Origin of the sequence: Sphingobium sp. V4 (assembly GCF_029590555.1) — a bacterium.
Lineage (GTDB): Bacteria > Pseudomonadota > Alphaproteobacteria > Sphingomonadales > Sphingomonadaceae > Sphingobium.
On the sequence record NZ_CP081002.1, the window covers coordinates 206,344 to 227,221 of the forward strand.

15 protein-coding genes are annotated in these 20,878 nt (G+C 65.7%); 8 read left to right on the plus strand and 7 right to left on the minus strand.

Annotated elements, in window-relative coordinates; translation table 11 throughout:
• Window positions 1–13 precede the first annotated feature (13 nt).
• The 3 genes from K3M67_RS16700 (at window position 14) to K3M67_RS16710 (ending at window position 7,153) form a co-directional block, all read left to right on the plus strand.
• Window positions 14–2,716 carry an exo-rhamnogalacturonan lyase family protein gene (locus K3M67_RS16700; protein WP_285833489.1) on the plus strand — a complete coding sequence of 901 codons (2,703 nt, stop codon included), beginning with the start codon at window positions 14–16 and terminating at the stop codon, window positions 2,714–2,716.
• A gap of 15 nt (window positions 2,717–2,731) precedes the next feature.
• Entirely contained in the window at window positions 2,732–4,054 is a 1,323-nt protein-coding gene (locus K3M67_RS16705; protein ID WP_285833490.1) for an oligogalacturonate lyase family protein, read from the plus strand.
• Window positions 4,055–4,354: 300 nt separating this feature from the next.
• The gene (locus K3M67_RS16710) at window positions 4,355–7,153 is read left to right on the plus strand and encodes a TonB-dependent receptor (RefSeq protein WP_285833491.1); all 2,799 of its coding nucleotides are present in this window, start codon (window positions 4,355–4,357) and stop codon (window positions 7,151–7,153) included.
• A gap of 60 nt (window positions 7,154–7,213) precedes the next feature.
• Here the strand turns inward: K3M67_RS16710 and hutC are convergent, their stop codons facing one another.
• Both hutC and K3M67_RS16720 read right to left on the minus strand, forming a co-directional pair.
• Window positions 7,214–7,912: a histidine utilization transcriptional repressor HutC gene (gene hutC, locus K3M67_RS16715; protein WP_066858970.1), complete on the minus strand. Its 699-nt coding sequence runs from the start codon at window positions 7,910–7,912 to the stop codon at window positions 7,214–7,216.
• Complete coding sequence (locus K3M67_RS16720; RefSeq protein WP_285833492.1) at window positions 7,909–9,273, minus strand: formimidoylglutamate deiminase; 1,365 nt, start codon at window positions 9,271–9,273, stop codon at window positions 7,909–7,911. Before K3M67_RS16720 ends, hutC begins: the two co-directional genes overlap by 4 nt.
• A gap of 73 nt (window positions 9,274–9,346) precedes the next feature.
• Here K3M67_RS16720 and hutI point away from each other — a divergent pair, with 73 nt between their 5' ends.
• Genes hutI through hutU form a run of 4 tightly spaced genes read left to right on the plus strand, consistent with a single transcriptional unit; the run spans window position 9,347 to window position 14,553 of the window.
• On the plus strand, window positions 9,347–10,546 hold the full coding sequence (hutI, locus tag K3M67_RS16725; RefSeq protein ID WP_285833493.1) for an imidazolonepropionase: 1,200 nt from the start codon (window positions 9,347–9,349) through the stop codon (window positions 10,544–10,546).
• Complete coding sequence (gene hutH / locus K3M67_RS16730) at window positions 10,543–12,072, plus strand: histidine ammonia-lyase (protein ID WP_285833494.1); 1,530 nt, start codon at window positions 10,543–10,545, stop codon at window positions 12,070–12,072. The genes hutI and hutH overlap by 4 nt, the downstream gene beginning before the upstream one ends.
• Window positions 12,069–12,872 (plus strand): N-formylglutamate deformylase, encoded by an 804-nt coding sequence (gene hutG / locus K3M67_RS16735; protein WP_285833495.1) that lies wholly within the window; start codon window positions 12,069–12,071, stop codon window positions 12,870–12,872. The genes hutH and hutG overlap by 4 nt, the downstream gene beginning before the upstream one ends.
• A gap of 13 nt (window positions 12,873–12,885) precedes the next feature.
• A complete protein-coding gene (gene hutU / locus K3M67_RS16740) occupies window positions 12,886–14,553 on the plus strand; it encodes a urocanate hydratase (protein WP_285833496.1) in 1,668 nt (555 codons plus the stop codon).
• A gap of 34 nt (window positions 14,554–14,587) precedes the next feature.
• Here hutU and K3M67_RS16745 read toward each other — a convergent pair whose 3' ends face one another.
• Together K3M67_RS16745 and K3M67_RS16750 are read right to left on the minus strand one after the other, a co-directional pair.
• Window positions 14,588–15,709 carry an MFS transporter gene (locus tag K3M67_RS16745; RefSeq protein WP_285833497.1) on the minus strand — a complete coding sequence of 374 codons (1,122 nt, stop codon included), beginning with the start codon at window positions 15,707–15,709 and terminating at the stop codon, window positions 14,588–14,590.
• A gap of 187 nt (window positions 15,710–15,896) precedes the next feature.
• A complete protein-coding gene (locus K3M67_RS16750) occupies window positions 15,897–17,411 on the minus strand; it encodes a right-handed parallel beta-helix repeat-containing protein (RefSeq protein ID WP_285833498.1) in 1,515 nt (504 codons plus the stop codon).
• Between the two features lie 235 nt (window positions 17,412–17,646).
• Between K3M67_RS16750 and K3M67_RS16755 the strand changes: the two genes are divergently transcribed.
• Complete coding sequence (locus K3M67_RS16755; protein ID WP_285833499.1) at window positions 17,647–18,471, plus strand: HoxN/HupN/NixA family nickel/cobalt transporter; 825 nt, start codon at window positions 17,647–17,649, stop codon at window positions 18,469–18,471.
• On the opposite strand, the gene nikR is transcribed toward K3M67_RS16755, so the two are convergent.
• The 3 genes from nikR to K3M67_RS16770 form a co-directional block, all read right to left on the minus strand.
• Entirely contained in the window at window positions 18,451–18,924 is a 474-nt protein-coding gene (nikR, locus tag K3M67_RS16760) for a nickel-responsive transcriptional regulator NikR (protein WP_066859058.1), read from the minus strand. The two genes, K3M67_RS16755 and nikR, sit on opposite strands and share 21 nt — an antisense overlap.
• Window positions 18,925–19,030: 106 nt before the next feature.
• Window positions 19,031–19,657: a response regulator FixJ gene (gene fixJ, locus K3M67_RS16765; protein WP_066858978.1), complete on the minus strand. Its 627-nt coding sequence runs from the start codon at window positions 19,655–19,657 to the stop codon at window positions 19,031–19,033.
• A complete protein-coding gene (locus K3M67_RS16770) occupies window positions 19,654–20,802 on the minus strand; it encodes a sensor histidine kinase (protein WP_285833500.1) in 1,149 nt (382 codons plus the stop codon). The genes fixJ and K3M67_RS16770 overlap by 4 nt, the downstream gene beginning before the upstream one ends.
• Between the last annotated feature and the right edge of the window lie 76 nt (window positions 20,803–20,878).

The following is a 20,878-nucleotide window of genomic DNA, read 5'->3' on the forward strand; positions in this document are numbered from 1 at the left end:
GCAAGGAGGGGGCATGAAGGAAGATCTGACGGTCAGGCGGCGGGACTTGCTGCGGCTCGGTCTGCTTGGCGGCGCGGCGGCCTGGATTCCGCCCGAAACGCTGGCCGCGACCCGGCCCGTGGCGCGTGCGCCACAAACGCCGGTGCGCTGGATCGACGGCGCGGCGCCGGTGCTGAGCTTGGGCCAGACGTATGGCGTGCCTTGGCCGCGTGGCGCGATCCGGGCCAATGCGCCGCTCAGCCTGCGCGCCGAGGATGGCAGATCGCTTCCCTCGCAGCATTGGACCCTGGCGACCTGGCCTGACGGCTCACTCAAATGGTCGGCCCATGCGGTTCCGGCCGGCACCGACCAGCCATCGGCTCTTAATGTCGTGCCGGGAAGGCCGCAAGCGCCCGATGCCCCGGTCCTCGTGCGCGAAAACCCCGATGCGGTCGAGATCGTCAGCGGGGCGGCCCGCTGGCGCATACCCCGCTCGGGCAGGACCGTCATCACCGGCGCCTGGTCGGGCGCACGGCAGGTGATGGGCGCTCTGTCGCTGGTCGCCAGCGTCGATGATGCGCCCGAAGCAGGCCGGCGGACCCGTCTCACCGGGCGGATCGACCGGCTGACGGTCGAGCAGAAAGGACCGGTCCGCGCCGTCATCAAGATCGAAGGCGTGCATGAAGGCGAGGGGCGGACGATGTTGCCTTTCACCCTGCGGTTTTACGCCTATGCGGGCGGCGACCATCTGCGCGTCGTCCACAGCCTCATCTTCGACGGCGATCCGGCCAGGGATTTCGTCAGCAGCATTGGCCTCAGCGCCGCGGTGCCCATGGCTGGCGCCGCGCACGATCGCCATGTTCGCCTTGCCACCGCCGAGGGCAGCCTCTTTTCCGAGGCGGTGCGGCCGCTCACCGGCCTGCGCCGCGATCCCGGCGCAGCAGCCCGTGCGGCGCAGATTGCGGGCAAGGCGGTGGCGCTGGACAATATCGCGCCGGGTGTCCGCCCCTTGCTCAACCGGATTCCGACCTGGAGCGATTTCACCCTCAGCCAGTTGACCGCCGACGGCTTCGCCATCGCCAAACGGACGGCGCCGGGCCATGCCTGGGTCGACGCGACCGCCGGCACCCGGTCGCTGGGGCTGGGCTATGTCGGATCGCCGCAGGGGGGCGTCGCGATGGCGGCGCGCTATTTCTGGCAGCGTCATCCCGCCCAGATCGACATTCGCGGCGCAGCGGGCGACGAGGCAGCGCTCAACCTCTGGCTCTGGTCGCCCGATGCCCGGCCCATGGACATGCGGCCCTATCGCGGCGTGATGGGGATGGAAGGCTATGATGCCCAGAATGAAGGGCTGGCCATCACCTATGAGGATTATGAAACGGGCTGGGACAGTGCGACCGGCGTCGCGCGCACGAGCGAACTGACGCTCTGGGCCTGCGCCGCCACGCCCGATTCAGAGCGGCTTTCCGCCATGGCGCAGGCCAATGCCGTGCCGCCGCAACTGATGGTGGCGCCCGAACGCATCCACATGGCGCGTGTTTTCGGACCCTGGAGCCTGCCCGACCGCTCGTCGCCGATGAAGGCGCGGATCGAAGACCAGATCAGCAACCTCGCCGACTTCTATGAAGGCGAGGTCGACCGCCGCCGCTGGTACGGATTCTGGAACCATGGCGATGTCATGCACAGCTATGACGAAGACCGGCACCAGTGGCGCTATGACATTGGCGGTTTCGCGTGGGACAATAGTGAGCTGTCGCCCGACCTCTGGCTCTGGCTAAGCGTGCTGCGATCGGGCGATCCGAAGCTGTTTCGGTTTGCCGAGGCGATGACCCGTCATACGGGCGAGGTCGATGTCTACCATCTCGGCCGATTCAAGGGGCTGGGCACACGCCATGGTGTCCAGCACTGGAGCGACAGCAGCAAGCAGCCGCGTGTCAGTAATGTCGTCTATCGCCGTATCTTCTATTATCTGACCGCCGACGAGCGAGTGGGCGACCTGATGCGCGACCTGCTCGATTCCGATCAGGCGCTCCGTCATGTCGAGATCGGCCGCAAGGTGCCCGGCGCCGAGCGAACCCCGCTGCCCGAAGGTGTGATCGATCTCAGCTTCGGCACGATGTGGTGTTCGGTCGCATCGGCCTGGCTCACCGAATGGGAGCGGACCGGGGAGCGGAAATGGCGGGACCGGCTGATGGCCGGCATGGACAGTATCGGCCGGCTGAAGCGCGGCTGGCTGGCGGGAGCCGCCCCCTATGACCTGGCGACCGGACGGTTCCTGGGGGATGGGGACAAGATCAGCCTGTCCCACCTCAATGCCGTGTTCGGCGCCCTGGAGGTCAATGCGGAACTGCTACAGCTGATCGACGTGCCGCATTATCGCAAGGCCTGGCTGGATTACTGCCGCTGGTTCAACGCGCCCAGGGCGGAATGGGAAGTGGCGTTCCACGAACCCTATAAGGGGCGCAACCTCAGGGAAGGCCATTCGCGCCTGACCGCCTATCTCGCACGGGAAACGGGCGATGCCGCCATGGCGCAACGGGCATGGGTGGAGTTCCTGTCGGGCGAGGCTGGCCTTGGCCTGTCTCGCGGCGACCCCCGCGTGACGCTGACGGGCGCGCGGGTCATTGCACCGACGGTCGAATGGCCGGACGTGTCCACCAATGCGGCTGCCCAGTGGGGGCTGGCGGCGATCCAGAACCTGGCGCTCATCCCCGATGCGCTGCCGACGCAGGACTGACGAGAGGATAAGAGGATGAAGATCGGCATTTCGGCTGTGGCGCTGGTGGCGCTGGCATGGACCGGCATTGCGATGGCCAAGCCGGTGAAGCAATGGACCGACGCGCTGACGGGTCATGAGATCGTCCAGATCACAGACCAGCCGGGCGGTGCGGCCAGCCTCTATTTCCATCAGAACAGCTATACGCCGCAGGGCGACAAGATGGTCATATCGACGCCGCAAGGGATCAGCGTCGTAACGCTCGCGGACTGGAGCATCAAGCCGCTGGTAAAGGGCGCGGACCTGCAACTGCTCTTCACTGGCCGCAGGACGCGTAGCGTCTATTACGCCAGTCGGCGCCGCGACGATGGGGCGGGCGCCACGACCATTTTCGCTGCTGACGTCGACACCGGTAAGGTCCGCAGGATCGCGACCGTTGCGAACGGATCGATCGGATCGATCAATGTCGACGAGACGCTGCTGCTCGGCCAATGGGCGGCGAGCGACAGGCCGCTCCAGCCCGATGGCACAGCGAGGGGCAAGGCGCCGGAGATCAAGCAGCAGTTCGGCCAGGCCAGTTATGCGGCCAACGGTCCCGACGGCAAGCCGCTGAGCTTCGCCGAAGCCAAGGAGGTGCGCCTCAACGAGCGGCTGGAGGCGAAGATCCCCATGGAGATCTTCACCATCGACATTCGCACCGGCGAACGGAAAGTCGTCGTCGCTTCGACCGACTGGCTCAACCATGTCCAGTTCTCGCCGACCGACCCCGGCCTCATCATGTATTGTCATGAGGGGCCGTGGCACAAGGTCGACCGCATCTGGACCGTCCGCACAGACGGCAGCGGTCGACAATTGCTCCACAAGCGGACGATGAACATGGAGATTGCCGGGCACGAGTTCTTCTCGCCCGATGGCAAGTGGATCTGGTACGACCTCCAGACGCCGCGCGGCGAGGTCCTATGGCTCGCGGGCTATGAACTGGCGACCGGCAAGCGCCGCTGGTATCATGTCGATCGCAACATGTGGTCGGTCCACTATAATCAGGCGCCGGATCTGAAACAGTTTTCCGGCGACGGCGGCGACAGCGAGATGGTCGCCCATGCGCCGGACGGGAAATATCTTTACCTCTTCACACCCAGGGCCATTCCCGACGTGGCGGGCATCCATGCCGACAATGCCGCCGACCTCATCGCGCCGGGCACGCTGGAAGCCGAGAAGATCGTCGACATGCGCCGGCACGATTATCGACTGGAACCGAACATCACCTTCACGCCCGATGGCCAGTGGATGATTTTCCGGTCCAACATGGACGGCAGCAACCAGGTCTATGCCGCGCGTGTGGCGCGCGGACCGCGATAGGCCGACCGGCGCGCACGAGGCCGAGTCTCAGTCGGGTGGCGGGGTGTGGCGCGAAGCTGGCACGCCGTCGTCGCCTGCAATGCGACGTAACATTTCCGATGTGACGAAATGTGACGACAATTGATGTAACATTCTGAAATAGGTGTATTTTATAAGTCACAGGCGGCGAAAAAGCCGTCGTTTAACAGATGTGCAACATTGACGATCCGCCTGCTCCCTCGGCACATCGTCGCACCAACTCGATGCAGCCGATCCAAGAACTGCACGGGTCGCACATTGCGAAATCGAAGGGAGCATTTCATGATATCGGCTCAATTCAGCCGGCGCCTTCTGGCGTCGACGATCCTGCTCGGCCTGGCGACGCCGGCCTTTGCCCAGGGCTCCGCGGATGAAGGCGCAGGCGAGGACACGATCGTCGTCACCGGATCGCGCATCGCCCGGCCGGACCTGCAACAGGCATCGCCGATCGCGATCGTCAGCGCCCAGGAACTCAAGCTCAGCGGAAAGGTGAATGTCGAGGCGATCATCAACGATCTGCCGCAACTGATCCCCAGCACCACGGCCGCGTCGAACAATCCGGGCGGCGGCGTTTCGACCGCAGACCTGCGCGGCCTTGGCGCGAACCGCACGCTGGTGCTGGTCAACGGCCGTCGTTATGTGTCCTATGATTCCAGCCAGATCGTCGACCTGAATACGGTGCCCGCCGGGCTGATCGACCATGTCGAGGTGGTGTCGGGCGGCCGTTCCGCCGTCTATGGGTCCGACGCGATCGCGGGCGTCATCAACTTCGTGATGAAGCAGAATTTCTCTGGCGTGGAGGCGAACGCCAATTACCGCATCAATCAGGAAGGCGACGGCGGCACCTTCAACACCAATCTGCTGATGGGTGGCAATTTCGCGGACGGGCGCGGCAATGCGACCTTCTACATCGACTATACCAAGCGCGATGGCGTGTTGCAGAATTCGCGCAGCTACACCCGCCAGGCCTATACCGATGACGGCGAGGGCGGCCTCGCGGCTGGCGGCTCGGGCTCCATCCCCGGCACGCGCCTTGCGCTGGCCGGCAGCCAGTACAAGTTCAATCAGGACGGCAGCTATTCGGCGTATAGCGCGGCGAGTGACGCCTATAACTATGCCCCCGACAATTATCTCCAGGTCCCGCAGAAGCGCATCCTGCTGAGCGCACAGACCCATTATGAGGTCGACGATCATCTGACCGTCTATGCCGAGGGGCAATTCATCAACAACCGGGTGCAGAACCGCCTCGCCCCCACGCCCTATACCGGCTCAGTCTCGCTGGACGTCGATTCCTCCTTCCTGTCGGCTGGCTCGCAGGCATTGCTGGCCGCAGCCGATACGGACGGTGACGGTTACACCACCGCCGCCATCTATCGCCGCATGAGCGAGGTCGGTCCGCGCATCTCCAGCGTTGATAACACCGCCTATCGCGCCCTGATCGGCGCCAAGGGGCTGATTGGCGGCGACTGGAATTATGACGGCTATTACAGCTATGCGCGCACCAAACAGGTCGAAAAGCAGACCGGCAATGTCTCCGACAGCAGAGTCCGACAGGCGCTGATGACGACCTATGACGCCGACGGCAATCTGGTCTGCACCGACACCAGCAATGGTTGCGTTCCCCTCAACATTTTCGGTGCCGGCAACATCAGCGACGAAGCTGCCGCCTTCATTTCCATTCCCGTGCAGAATGTCAGTACCATCACCGAACAGGTGGCGAGCCTCGCAATCACGAACGGCAATCTGTTCGATCTGGGCGCCGGGCCGGCTGGTATCGCCTTCGGCGCGGAATATCGCTCCGAACATGGCAGCTATGATCCCGATTATGCGCTTTCCTCGGGTGACGTGGTCGGCTTCAACGCGGGCGAAGGCCTGTCGGGCGGCTATAATGTCAAGGAACTGTTCGCCGAAATCGACGTGCCGCTGCTGGCCGACCTGCCCTTCGTCCACAAGCTCGAAGCGAACGGTGCCTATCGCTATTCGCATTATTCGACGGCAGCGAAGAATGTCAGCACCTATTCCGCCGGCCTGATCTACGCGCCGGTCAAGGATGTCACCTTCCGCGGCCAATATAGCCGGGCGGTGAGGGCGCCCACCGTCTATGATCTCTATTCGGGTCAGGCCCAGGACTTCCCGACGGCGAGCGATCCGTGCGAACTGGCGGCGGCGGTCACCAACGCCAACCTCAACGCCAGCTGCCTTGCCACCGGCGTTCCGACCAGCGCTCTGGGCACCGCGATCAACGGCGGCAGTTCGCAGATCGAATCCATCACGGGCGGCAATCCGAACCTGCGGGAGGAGACGTCGGACACCTGGACCGCCGGCGTGGTCCTCCAGCCAAGCTTCCTGCCGCGCTTCACCGCGACGATCGACTATTACAACATCAAGATCGACAATTATATCTCGACGCCGGGCACCGCGAACATCATCGCGGCCTGCTACGGTACGGCAGCCAACGGCTGGACGCCCTATGACAGCAGCTATTGTTCGGCCCTGCCGCGCAATGCGAACAGCTATGCGATCGAGGGCGCGGAAAATCTCCTGTCGAACACCGGTGGTCTCAAGACCAGGGGCGTCGATTTCGAGATGAACTACAGCGTGCCACTGAACTTCGGTGTCTTCGGTGCCAAGACCGGAAAGCTCAGCTTCCGCGTCGCGGGCACCCGCCTGATCCGCTACGACCTGAACCCGGTGGCGGCGATCCCTGATCTCAACCAGAGCTGCGCGGGCAAGTTCGGCGTCTATTGCGGCAATCCCTATTCCAAGCTGCGGCTCAACAACCGCATCACCTGGAACAGCGGGCCGATTATGCTTGGTCTGACGCATCGCTATCTGTCGAGCGTCAGGGACGACGACGACACCACCACCTACAGCGTGGAGAAGATCAAGGCCTATAACCTGTTCGACCTCGCCCTGCAGGTGCAGCCGACCGAGCATTTCGGCTGGTCGATCGGCATGAACAATGTCTTCAACAAGAAGCCGCCGATCATGGGCGACAATCAGGAACAGTCCAACACCTATCCGTCGACCTATGACGTCTATGGCCGCGCCTTCTTCGTGAACGCATCGGTCAAGTTCTGACACATATCCGCCGGGTGCTGATGCGCCCGGCGGAAGCCGGTCATGGCGGCACGGGTCTGCTCAGGCGATGAAACGTGCCGTCAACGCATGGGAACCGGGATAGATTTGCCGGACATAGGTGATCCGTTCCGCCGTGCGCCAGGTCCATCGCTCGATCGACAGGCAGGGCGCGCCCGCCTCTAGGTCGAGATTGCCGGCGATGACCGGCGTTGCGGCGATCGCCGTGATGCGGTGGCGGGCGTCGGTCCATGGCACATGACCCAGTAGCCATCGGCCGGGACTTTCGCGGGTGAAGTCGATGGTGCGCGCGGCGGGCACCATCGCAAGATTGATGAGCCGCTCCTCCAGCGCGAAGGGCGCGCCATCGGCGCGATGCAGGCAGGTCAGCGCCAGCACCCGACCGCCCGCCATCGCCAGCAGTGCGCGATCGGCCGCTTCCGCCTCCCGGTCGGCCTGATCGAGCATGACCAGCCCGTGGCTGCGCCCTTGCCCTTCGATCTCTGCGGCGATGTCGGGAATGTCGATCGCGGCGCGGTGAACGGTCGGGGCGGCGACGAAACTTCCGGCGCGCTTGCGCCGTTCGATCAGCCCCCGCTCGACCAGAGCCGAAATCGCCTTGTTCACGGTCATGCGCGAACAGTCATAGTCGGCCATCAGCGCATGTTCGGGCGGAATGCGATGCCCCGCCTCCCACGCGCCTGACATGATCCGACTTTCGATGTCCTGCCGGATGCGGTCATGGAGCGAGGCGGGCTTCATGCGAGAATGTCGGCCAGCGCGCGGCGATATCGGGCGACGATCGCGTCGCGACGGACATGGCGGCCCTTTTCCACTAGGCGCCTGCCGCGCCGCCACACCCCGTCGATCGCCGACCGCCCCGCCGCAAAGACCAGCCCGTCGAGCAGAGCGTCGCCCTTGCGTCCGGTCAAGGAGGGATGGTCCCCATCCAGCGTCAGGAAATCGGCCGTCGCGCCGATCTGCAGGTCGGCCGATGCCCCCAGTGCCTGCGCGCCGCCGCGCAATGCCCCGCGATAAAGCGCAGCGCCGGTCGATCCTGATGGCGACGCGAAGATGTTGCGCCGACGCATGGCGAGGCGCTGTCCATATTCCAGCAGGCGCAATTCCTCCATCGCGTCCACCAGAATGTTGGAATCCGTGCCGATCCCATAGCCGCCGCCCGCGGCCAGGAACGGCGCGGCAGGGAACAGGCCGTCGCCCAGATTGGCTTCGGTGATCGGACAAAGGCCGGCCGCCGCGCCGCTGGCCGCCATCGCCTGCACTTCGGTCTGTTTCATGTGCGTCGCATGGACGAAGCACCAGCGGCTGTCGACCGGCATGTTGGCGAGCAGCCATTCCACCGGACGCGCGCCGCTCCACGCGACACAGTCCTCCACCTCCTTCACCTGCTCGGCGACGTGCATATGGATCGGGCCGGCGGCCAGCGGGACGAGACGGGCCAGCTGCTCGGGGGTCACGGCGCGCAGGCTGTGCGGCGCAATGCCCAGCACCGCATCGGGGAGGGGAGAGAGAAGGGCGCGCAGCCTGTCGAGCAACGCGGCAAAGCCGTCGATGCCATGGAGGAAGCGCCGCTGGCCCTCCTCTGGCGGGACACCGCCGAAACCGGCATGGGCGTAGAAGACCGGCAGATGGGTGAGGGCGATGCCACTGTCCTGCGCGGCGGCGGCTATTGCCATGCTCATCGCGGCCGGATCGGCGAACGGCCGGCCATCCCTGTCGTGATGAAGATAGTGAAACTCGCCAACGCGGGTGAAGCCGCTTTCCAGCATCTCGACATAGGCCAGTGCCGCGATCGCTTCCAGCAGATCGGGCGTCAGGCGATCTACGAAGCGATACATCGTCTCGCGCCATGTCCAGAAACTGTCCTCGCTGGCGCAGCGCCGTTCCGCGAGGCCCGCCATGCCGCGCTGGAAGGCGTGGCTATGAAGGTTGGGCAGGCCGGGCAGGGCAGCGCCAAGCCGCGCGTCGGTCGCCTGCGGCCGGACAGCGCGTTCGATCGCGACCACCACGCCGTCCGCAACGGCAAGCCGGACATTCTCCGCCCAGCCATCGGGCAGCAATGCCGCGGCGAAGTGAAAGAAACTGTCTGCACCCCTGTCCATCGAACGGCCTCCGTAATTATGTCTATACATTAAAATCGTTCGGTGCAATGCTTCAGCGGCAGGGAGATTCGGGATGCGGTGCGATCGGCTTTGGAAGGATGCGCGGCTGGCGACGATGGCCGGCAGCGACCTCGGTATCGTCGAAGGAGGTATCATCGCCGCCGTCGGCGGCCGCATCCTTCATGCCGGGCCTGCCGCCGATGCCCCGCGTTTCGACGCGGCGGAAGTGATCGGCTGCGACGGCCGCTGGATCACGCCCGGCCTGATCGACTGTCACACCCATCTGGTCTATGCCGGTGATCGCGCCCATGAGTTTGAATTGCGTCTGGCTGGCGCCTCCTATGAGGAGATTGCGCGCGCGGGCGGTGGCATCCTTTCGACCATGAAGGCTACCCGCGCCGCCAGCGAGGCGGATCTGGTCGAGGGCGCACTTCCCCGCCTCGATGCGCTGATCGCAGAGGGCGTGACCACGGTGGAGGTCAAGTCCGGCTACGGGCTGACGCGCGACGATGAGATCAAGATGCTGCGCGCCGCGCGCGCCTTGGGGGACGCGCGCGCCATCCGGGTCCGGACCAGCTTCCTTGGGGCCCATGCGTTGCCGCCCGAATATGCCGGCGATGCCGATGCCTATATCGCGGCGCTGTGCGACGACATGCTGCCCGCCGCTGCCAAGGCGGGCTGGGTGGACGCGGTCGATGCCTTTTGCGAAGGGATCGGCTTTTCGGCCAGCCAGACCGCCCGCCTGTTCGATGCGGCGCGGCGCCTTGGCTTGCCGGTCAAGCTTCATGCCGAACAATTGTCCAACCTGCACGGCGCCCAACTCGCGGCCGATGCGGGGGCGCTTTCGGCGGATCATCTGGAGCATCTGGACGAGGACGGGATCGCCGCGATGGCGCGGGCCGGCACGGTCGCCACCCTGCTGCCGGGCGCCTTTTACTTCACCCGCGAAACGCAACGCCCCCCGGTCGAGGAACTGCGCGCGGCGGGCGTGCCGATCGCGCTCGCGACCGACTGCAATCCCGGCACCTCGCCGCTCACGTCGCTGCTGCTGGCGATGAACATGGGAGCGACCCTGTTCCGCCTGACGGTGGCTGAATGTCTGGCGGGCGTCACGCGCAACGCCGCCAGCGCGCTCGGCCTGGGGCAGGAGGCAGGGACGATCGAAGCAGGCAAGAGCTGCGACCTCGCTATCTGGGAGGTCGAGCGGCCTGCCGAGCTTGTCTACCGCATGGGCTATAATCCGCTCCATGCCCGCATCTGGAAAGGCCTATGAGCGAGATTATCCTGACCCCAGGCAAAGCCACCCTGTCCGACTGGCGCGCCATCTATCGCGGGGCCACCCCGCGCCTGCACGCAGCCAGTGCGCCGGCGATCGCCGCCAGCGCCGCTGCGGTCGAACGCATCATCGCGCAGCACAGGCCGGTCTATGGTCTCAATACCGGCTTCGGCAAGCTGGCGAGCGTCAAGATCGGCGACGAGGATCTGGCGATCCTCCAGCGCAACATCGTCCTCAGCCACGCGGCGGGCACCGGCGATCCGTCGCCCGCCCCAGTCATCCGGCTGATGATGGCGCTCAAGCTGGCCAGCCTGGCGCAGGGAGCGTCGGGCGTGAGGCCGGAAACCATCACCCTGCTGGAGGGGATGCTGCGGGCCGGGTTGACCCCGGTGGTTCCGGCGCAGGGATCGGTTGGCGCAAGCGGCGATCTCGCGCCATTGGCGCACATGGCTGCGACCATGATCGGCGTTGGCGAGATCGAGGTGGACGGGGAGCGCCAGTCCGCCGACGCGGCGCTGCGCAGCGGGGGATTCACGCCGCTGACGCTTGTTCCCAAGGAAGGGCTGGCTTTGCTGAACGGCACCCAGTTCTCGACCGCCAACGCGCTCGCCGGGCTGTTCGAGACGGAGACATTGTTCCAGTCGGCGCTCGTGACCGGGGCACTCGCCACTGAAGCTGCGAAGGGATCGGACACGCCGTTCGATGCGCGCATCCACGCGCTGCGCCGTCAGCCGGGTCAGATCGAAACGGCCGACGCGCTGCGCCGGCTGATGGCGGGATCGGCGATCCGGGCGAGCCATCTGGAAAATGACGCCCGCGTGCAAGACCCCTATTGTCTGCGATGCCAGCCGCAGGTGATGGGCGCGGTGCTCGACCTGATGCGTCAGGCGGCGACCACGCTGGAGATCGAGGGGAACGGCGTTTCCGACAATCCGCTCATCTTCCCCGATACGGACGAGGCGCTGTCGGGCGGCAATTTCCACGCGGAGCCGGTTGCCTTCGCCGCCGACATGCTGGCGCTCGCCATCTGCGAGATCGGGTCGATCACCGAGCGGCGCATCGCCATGCTGGTCGATCCCGCGCTATCGGGCCTGCCCGCTTTCCTGACCCCCAGGCCGGGCCTCAATTCAGGCTTCATGATCCCGCAGGTAACGGCGGCCGCTCTGGTGTCTGAGAATAAGCAGCGCGCGACACCCGCAAGCGTCGATTCACTGCCGACCTCCGCCAATCAGGAGGATCATGTGTCGATGGCGGCCCATGGTGCGCGGCGGTTGCTCGACATGGCGCGCAATGCAAGCGCGGTGGTCGGGATCGAATTACTGGCCGCCGCGCAGGGATGCGATTTCCACGCGCCGCTGACATCGAGCGCCGCGCTGGAGCGGGCGCGGGCCTGCCTGCGCGCGCGGGTGCCGATGCTGGCGGATGACCGCCATTTCCATCCGGACATGGAGGCGGCGAATGCCCTCGTCCGGTCGGGCGCACTGGTCGATGCGACCGCCATGGCGCTACCGGGCCTCTCATGACCGACTGGCTCGACATACATCGCGGCGCCGCGCCGCTGATGATCGGCCTGCCCCATGCCGGCACCGACATCCCGGCCGAACTGGAGGACGGCTTCCTATCCCCCTGGCTGGCGCGCAAGGATGCCGACTGGTGGGTCGATCGCCTCTACGGCTTCGCGGCCGACATGGGCGCGACGCTGGTGCGGACCCGAATGTCGCGCAGCGTGATCGACGTCAATCGCGATCCGTCTGGCCGCTCGCTCTATCCGGGGCAGGCGACGACCGGGCTTTGCCCGACCACGACCTTCGCCGGGGAAGCACTGTATCGCGATGCAGTACCTGATGCCGGGGAGATCGCCCGGCGCCGTGAATGCTGGTTCGATCCCTATCATGCGGCGCTGGCCAGCGAACTGGATCGACTGCGCGCGATCCATGGCAAGGTGGTGCTGTACGACGCCCATTCGATCGTAAGCCATGTCCCGCGGCTGTTCGATGGCGAACTGCCCGTCTTCAACATCGGCACCGATGGCGGCGCGACCTGCGCTCCCGCACTGGAGGCGGCGGTGGTGGCCGCGGTGCAGTCGACGGGACGCAGCCATGTCCTCAACGGCCGTTTCCGCGGCGGGTGGACGACCCGCCATTATGGCCGTCCGGCAGAGGGCATCCACGCCATCCAGATGGAGGTGGCCATGCGCGCCTATCTGACCGAACCGGAATATCCCTCGGCCGACAACTGGCCGCCGCCCTATGAACCCCAAACGCCGCTGATCCGCGATCTCAAGACCATCATGGCGGCGTGCCTCGCCTTTGCCCGCGCCTGAGCTGGAGACTGACATGACCCGCCTCGACAATAGCCGCCTCATCAAGCCTGCAACCGGCCCAGAGCTTTCGGCGAAAAGCTGGCTCACCGAAGCGCCGCTGCGGATGCTGATGAACAATCTTCATCCCGACGTCGCCGAACGGCCGGAGGAGCTGGTGGTCTATGGCGGCATCGGCCGCGCCGCGCGCGACTGGGAAAGCTATGACCGCATTGTCGATGCGCTGCGTCGGCTGGAGGATGACCAGACCCTTCTGGTCCAGTCGGGCAAGCCGGTCGGTATCTTCCGCACCCACGAAGATGCGCCCCGCGTCCTGATCGCCAACAGCAATCTGGTGCCCAAATGGGCGAACTGGGATCATTTCAACGAACTGGATCGGCGTGGCCTCGCCATGTACGGCCAGATGACGGCTGGCAGCTGGATCTATATCGGCACGCAGGGCATCGTTCAGGGCACCTACGAAACCTTTGTCGAAATGGGGCGGCAGCATCATGGCGGCGACCTGTCGGGGCGCTGGCTGCTGACGGCGGGGCTGGGCGGCATGGGCGGCGCGCAGCCGCTCGCGGCGGTGATGGCGGGCGCCTCTTGCCTTGCGATCGAATGCCAGCGCAGCCGCATCGAGATGCGGTTGCGCACTGGCTATCTGGATCGCGCGGCCGACACCATCGAGGAAGCGATGGCGATCATCGAGGAAAGCCGCGCGGCAAGGACGCCCGTCTCGGTCGGCCTGTTGGGCAACGCGGCCGAAATCCTGCCGGAACTGTATCGCCGGGGTATTCGTCCAAACCTGTTGACCGACCAGACATCGGCACATGATCCGGTGAACGGCTATCTGCCTGCCGGCTGGACGGTGGCCGAGTGGGTCGAACGGCGCGAGCACGAGCCTGAAGCGGTCGCGAAGGCGGCCAAGGCGTCCATGGCCGTGCATGTCCGCGCCATGCTCGATTTCCAGGCGGCCGGCGTGCCGACGGTGGATTATGGCAACAACATCCGGCAGGTTGCGAAGGATGAAGGCGTCTCCAATGCCTTCGATTTTCCCGGCTTCGTTCCGGCCTATATCCGCCCGCTCTTCTGCCGGGGCGTCGGTCCCTTCCGGTGGGCGGCGCTGTCGGGCGACCCCGAGGATATCTATCGCACCGACGCCAAGGTAAAGGAACTGTTGCCCGACAATGCCCATCTCCACCGCTGGCTCGACATGGCGCGGGAGAAGATCCGTTTCCAGGGCCTGCCCGCGCGCATCTGCTGGGTCGGGCTGGGCGACCGCCATCGCCTTGGTCTCGCCTTTAACGGCATGGTGGCGCGGGGGGAACTCAGCGCGCCGGTGGTGATCGGCCGCGACCATCTGGATAGCGGTTCGGTCGCCAGCCCCAACCGCGAGACAGAGGCGATGCGCGACGGTTCCGACGCCGTGTCCGACTGGCCCCTGCTCAATGCGCTGCTCAACACGGCCAGCGGCGCCACCTGGGTGTCTCTCCACCATGGCGGGGGCGTCGGCATGGGTTACTCGCAACATTCCGGCATGGTCATCGTGGCCGATGGGACGGACGCGGCGGCAAGGCGGCTGGAACGGGTACTGTGGAACGACCCCGCCACCGGCGTGATGCGTCATGCCGATGCCGGCTATCCCATCGCCCTGGATTGTGCGCGCGAAAAGGGGCTGGACTTGCCCGGCATCCTGCGCTGATCCGTCAGGCATACAGCGCCGGACATGACGCAGGTCAATGCCCGCGGGCCGTCTGCGGCGCAAAGCGCCCGACGATGGCGGTCAGGAATGCGAGCAGCAGGAAAGAGGTCGCAAGGCTGGTCCACTCCGCCAGGAAGCCGATCGCGGCCGGCCCTGTCAGCACCCCGGCGAAACCTATCGATCCAGCGGCGGTCAGCGCGAGATTCTGCGGCATGATCGTCTGCCGCCCGACGGCGCTGTAGAGCAACGGAACCACGTTCGCCAGACCGGCGCCTACCAGCGCGAAGCCGCCCACCGCAAGGGTCCAGTGCAGCGGCACGGTGGCGAGGATGAAGCCCGCCGCCGCGATCAACGGGCCGGACAGGAGCATATGGCGGTCGCCGAAGCGGCGGACGAGGCGATCGCCCATCAAGCGTCCGCCAGTCATCGTGATCGCAAAGGCGACATAGCCAAGGCCCGCCCGCGCCGCGTCCAGCCCGAAATGGTCGGACAGCAGGAGGGCGCTCCAGTCGAGCACCGAACCCTCCGCCATGAAGGTGATGAAGCAGAGCAGGCCGATGACCAGGACAACGCCCCTCGGTCGGGCATAGGCCGGACCCTTGCCGCTTCGCTGGTCGGTGATGCGCTGCGTGGAGATCAGGACGCCCAGCAGGATGAGGGAGGCGACCACAACGATCGACAGATGGGGGGCGACGCCAGTTCCCATGAGCAGGCTCATCGTCCCGGCGCCGAAGATGCAGCCGACACTGTAGAAGCCATGGAAACCCGACATCAGTCGGCGGTCCAGCGCACGCTCGGTATAGATGGCGTGGAGGTTGCGAGCGCAGCTGATGAGGCCCAGCGCCACGCCCAGGGCAAACAAGGTCACGGACAGCATGAGGGCGGTCCGCACGATCGCCAGCATCGGGAGAATGGCTGCGATTGCACAGCCGGCGGTGGCGAACAACCGTCGGCAGCCGGTCTTGCCCACCAGCCAGCCCGCGAACGGCATGGTCGCCATCGATCCGGCGCCGAGGGCGAGCAGCGCCAGCCCCAGCCGTCCGGCATCCAGGCCGATCCGTTCCTGGACATGGGGGATCAGGGGCGCCCAGGAGGATATGGCATAGCCGGGAACCACGAATGCCAGGCGGGTCGATGTCAGGAGGCCGGGGCGCAATCTCGTTCTTCCAGCGGAATGAAACGCGCCGGTGCTGGCTTGCTGGCCATTGCCGATGCACATTGCCATCGGCCATCTGCAAAACTGCTCCGCAGGTCAAGGCCGGGAGACGCCATTACCGCCCGGAAGAGTTTGATACCGGCAAAGTGCGTCGCGATCACCGGCGATGCGCGAGGCCGTCCGCCGATCAGCGGCGCGCCTGGAAGAAGGCGCTGCGCTGCGGCTGGCGGAGCTTGACCGGCTCGCCCAGTTCGCGCTCCAGCATCGCCAGCATCCAGCTGCGGTGGCGGACGATGAAGTCGGCAAAGCCCTCCGGGCTGGCCGGATCGAACGTCGGCACCTGCCAGTCCGTCGCCTGCTCGGCATAGGCCGGCATCGGTCGATCCGCGCCGTCGTCGGGCAGGTCGACATGGCGGCCGAGATAGCTGTTGCCCTTGAAGCGGATGAACGTCGCCGGCGCGAAACCGGCCTTGATGAGATAATGGGGACCATCGCGCCCGGCTTCGCTGCCATAACGGGCCGTGCCCGCGACCTGGAAGCGATTGTCATGGAAGCGCACGTCGCGCGCCCATCCGTCCCACTGTGTCGCCACCACCATCTGCACGTCCATGTCCGGGCCGACATGGACGACGTTCTTCTCGACCAGCGCCCCGGTCACATTGCCGGCCAGCTGGACGATGCGGCTGCCGTCGTTGCGGCTGACATTGAAGCGGGCGACAGTGCCGCGATTGCCCAGATTATCCTTGTCGTTGAGCCGGGGCGAACAGATGAGCAGGAAGCCGCCGGCATTATCGTGGCTGTAATTGTAGAGGATCGTCGTCCAACGCGAATTGAAATCGGAATCGAAGCCCTGCCCGTCATAACGGGTTTGCGTATGGGCCGCCTCATTGAGCTGGATCAGGCTGTTGTCGGTACTCCACTGCCAGATGCCCGCGACATAGCCCGGCGCGCGGCTGCCGGCATGGCGCACGATATTATGTTCGATCAGCGCCCCGTCCGTGCCGCGCGGGACGATGCCGTCGCCGCCGATATCCTCGACATAATTGTCGCGGATGACGACCTTTTCGCTCGGAAACCAGTTGTGCGCCGTCACCTGGTCGCTGATCCCCGCGATGCCCGAGCGGTCCACCCGCCAGATGATATTGCGTTCGATCGCCAGGTCGTGGAAGCGGGTCGCGATGCGCGGCCCAAGGGCGCGAAAGACGATGCCGCCATTGTCCTTGCGCGCATTGGTGCCGCGCACGTCGTGGATATACATGCCATTGACACGGATGCCACGTGTGACGCCACGATCCTCGGCTGAAATCAGCACGCCGAACCGGGGCGCCGGAGCCGGCGCGTCGTTGGTGATCTCGATCCCGCTGATCGTCACATATTCGGCGTTGAGGATGGCGACGCCATATGGCGAGACGCCACCGACATCGATACGCGGCATCGGCCCCGGTCCCGTTGCGCCGATGCGGATCGGCGCGCCTGCGCGGCCGGATCGCGTGATGGTGAGCGGTTCCTTCCACGCCGATCCCGCCGCGAGCAGCAGTTGATCGCCAGGCTTGAGAGGAAAGTCGCGCACGCGCGCGAGCGAGCGCCAAGGCTGGGCTTCGGACAATCCGTCCGCCCGGTCATCGCCCGTGACCGAGTTGACATGATAGACTTCCGCGCTGGCCACGCCGGCTGATCCGGCCGCCAGCAGCAGAATCGCCAACCATTTCCAAAGCGCGCCGGACACTCGAGCCACTCGCAAAGCGTTATCGTTGGACAATATCCTGCGTCCCGACGACTGAATGCAAGATGAAACCGGGTCTGCCGACATGCGGTCATATGCGGGGTTAGGCGGCGATATACGTTATATGCCCCATCCTCCGGCACATCGCCCAGCGTATGAATATTTGGATCATTATTCATACGAGGTGGCAAGTGTACGGGAATGGCGGTCGGATATGACGGAAACGGCGATCCTGACCCTGCCCGCGCTCGCCCTGACGGCCCTTGCGCTCGGTGCGCGCCATGCGCTGGACGCGGATCATCTGTCGGTCATTGACGCGGTGGCGCGCCGGGACGCACTGACTCGGCCCTGGTCCGCGCGCCTTGCGGGCCTGTCCTTCTCGGTCGGCCATGTGCTGGTGGTCGCCGCCGCGGCCTGTCTCGCCAGCCTGTTCCTCGATTCCGGTGATGCGCCGCCTGCCTGGCTTGCAAGCTCCGGCATCACCATCTCCGCTTCGGCGCTGATGCTGCTGGGCCTAGTCAACCTCCACGCGGCCTGGCGGCCACCATATCATGGGGCGACCGCCGTTACAGGCTGGAAGAGCCGCTGGGTCCGTCCCGCCGATCGTCATGGTTTGATCCTGCTGACCGGCGCGCTGTTCGCCATCTCGTTCGACACCATCGCCGTTGCGCTGGGCCTTGGTCTCTCAGGCAAGCTGCTGGGCGGATGGCCCTTTGCGCTGCTTGCCTGTCTCGCCTTCGGGATCGGCATGATACTGGTGGGCACCGCCAATGGCGCGCTGACGGTTCATCTGCTCCGGTCGGCCAGTCATCGGGCCGCCATCATGGCTCGGGCGATGACGGCCGTGATCGGCTTCATCAATCTTGCCCTCGGCCTGCTCGCCGTCGCCGCATTGCTGCTGCCGCGACTGGATGCCTGGCGCGAAAATCATGGCCTGACGACCAGTGGCGCGGTCATCGGCCTGTGTCTGGCCGTATTTGCGGGCGCGGCGTTGCTCTGCCGGTCGCGCCCGGTCCGGTCATTTGCCGCGCGGGGATAGATGGGCATGGCCATGATGGTCGTGCGATCCGGGCTGGTCATGATGATCGTCCGTTTCCACGTCCAGCAGGTTGATGGTGCCGAACCGCACCCCGCGTTCGGCCCGGATGCGATCGGCGAAGTCCCGGACCGCGTCCGTCGGTCCCTTCAGCATCACGCTTTCCAGGCTATGATCATGGTCCAGCCGCACCAGCATGGTTGCGGCGACCAGATCATGATGGGCATGTTGCAGATCGGCCAGCCGCTGTGGCAGCGACCGCACCCGACGGTCGAACACATAGGAAAGGTTGGCGACGCAGTGCGCGCTCTGGCTGTTTTCCTGCCGCCAGCGCTCGATCGCGTCGCGCAGCATGTCGCGCATCGCCTCCGACCGGCTCTGATAGGCACGCTCGCCGATCATGCGGTCCAGCGCCTCCGCCAGATGATCGTCGATCGAGATGGTAATGCGTTGCATGGTGCCGGTGCCTTTGGGAAGGATGTCCATCCTGTCTGGCGAGGCGGCGCCCCGCCGTCAAACCGGCAGGCACGGGCGCGATGCTATAGGGCAAATATTACCCGGGTCAGCCGGGATTGTCCTGCGCCACCCCGGCGTGGAAGGCGATGCGCAGGGCTTCAGCGAGGCTCTTCACCTCCAGCTTCTGCATCAGGTTGGCGCGATGGATTTCGACGGTGCGGGGGCTGATGCCCAGATCATAGGCGATGGTCTTGTTCGGTAGACCCTCCACCAGCCCGTTCAGCACGTCGCGTTCCCGGTCGGTCAGGATGTTGAGCCGCGCCTGCGCCTCCTGCGCCTGGGCACTCGCGCCGCGTGCCGCGACCGATTGCTTGCGCGCAGCCTCGATGCAGGCGAGCAAGGCAGCCTTCTCGAACGGCTTTTCGATGAAGTCGCTGGCGCCGGCCTTCATCGCCGCCACTGCCATGTCGACGTCGCCATGGCCGGTCATGATGACCACGGGCAGCATCACGCCGCGTGCACGCAGTTCACGCTGGACATCCAGTCCATCCATGTCGGGCATCCGCACGTCCAGCAGCACGCAGCCCGGTTCCAGTCCGCCCGCCGCCTTCAGGAAGGGCAGGCCGCCCTCGAACAGGGTCACGGAAAAGCCGCTGGTCCGCAGCAGGAAGGACAGCGACCGGCGGATCGCCTCGTCATCGTCGACGACATAGATGGGATAGGCTTCGCTCATTCTTCGTCCGCGCGGTCCAGGGTGAAATGAAAGGCAGCACCACCCCATTGGGAGGGCGTCGCCCATATGCGGCCGCCATGGCCTTCGACGATGGTCTGGCTGATCGACAGGCCAACGCCCATCCCGGTCGCCTTGCTGGTCGTGAACGGGGTAAAGAGCGTGCGCGACATGTCGGGATCAAGGCCGGGGCCGGAGTCCGCCACGATCACCTCCACCCGGTCATCCTCGGCCGGGACGGCGGTCAGGCGCAGGATGCGGACCGGGCTGTGCTGCATCGCCTCGACCGCGTTGCGCACCAGGTTGATGATGACCTGCTGCAATTGCACCCGGTTGACCAGCACCTTATCGATGCGCCTGTCGACGCTGACGTCCATGTCGATGCCGCGACTGTCCGCGCCGATGAAGGCGAGCGCGGCCCCCTCCGCCAGCAATGTGCGGAGGGGTTCGGGCTGGCGGACGGTTTCGCCGCGCCTGATGAACTCGCGCAGCGACCGGATGATCTCGCCCGCGCGCAGCGCCTGGCCGGCGCTCTCCGTCATCGCCTCGCCCAGCATCTCGCGATCGACCTCGCCTGGCGCGGCCAGCAGGTCGCGACCCGCCTCCATATAGTTGGCGATGGCGGTCAGCGGCTGGTTCAATTCATGCGCAAGCGCCGACGCCAGCGTTCCCATCGCCGTCACCCGGCTGGCATGGGCCAGTTCGGCCTGAAGGTCCGCGACCCGCCTTTCGGCCTGCTGCCGCTCGGTCAGGTCGCGGATGAAACCCGTGAACAGCCTTTGTCCCTGGTCCTGCACTTCGCCCACCGACAATTCGATCGGAAAGGTCGATCCGTCCCGCCGCCGCGCGGCCGTCAGCCGACCGATGCCGATGATCTTCTTTTCGCCGGTGCCCAGATAATGGCTGATATAGCCGTCGTGCCGCTCCCGGTCGGGGGAGGGCATCAGCATGGAGATATTTTCGCCCAGCACATCGCTTTCGGCATATTGGAACATGCGCTGCGCCGCCGCGCTGAACGACACGATCCGCCCGCGCATGTCGATGACGATCAGGGCGTCGGGCACCGTCGCCAGAATCGATCCCAGCAGCGCCTGTTCCAGGCTATGCGCGTCGGTCAGCGCCTCTGTGTCGTCATCCGCTACCGCCATGGGCCGACCATGCCGTTCTTTCCCGGCCCCAGCAAGAGCGTCCTCCCGAGGGGGCAGGCGTGGGGGGTGGAAGGGA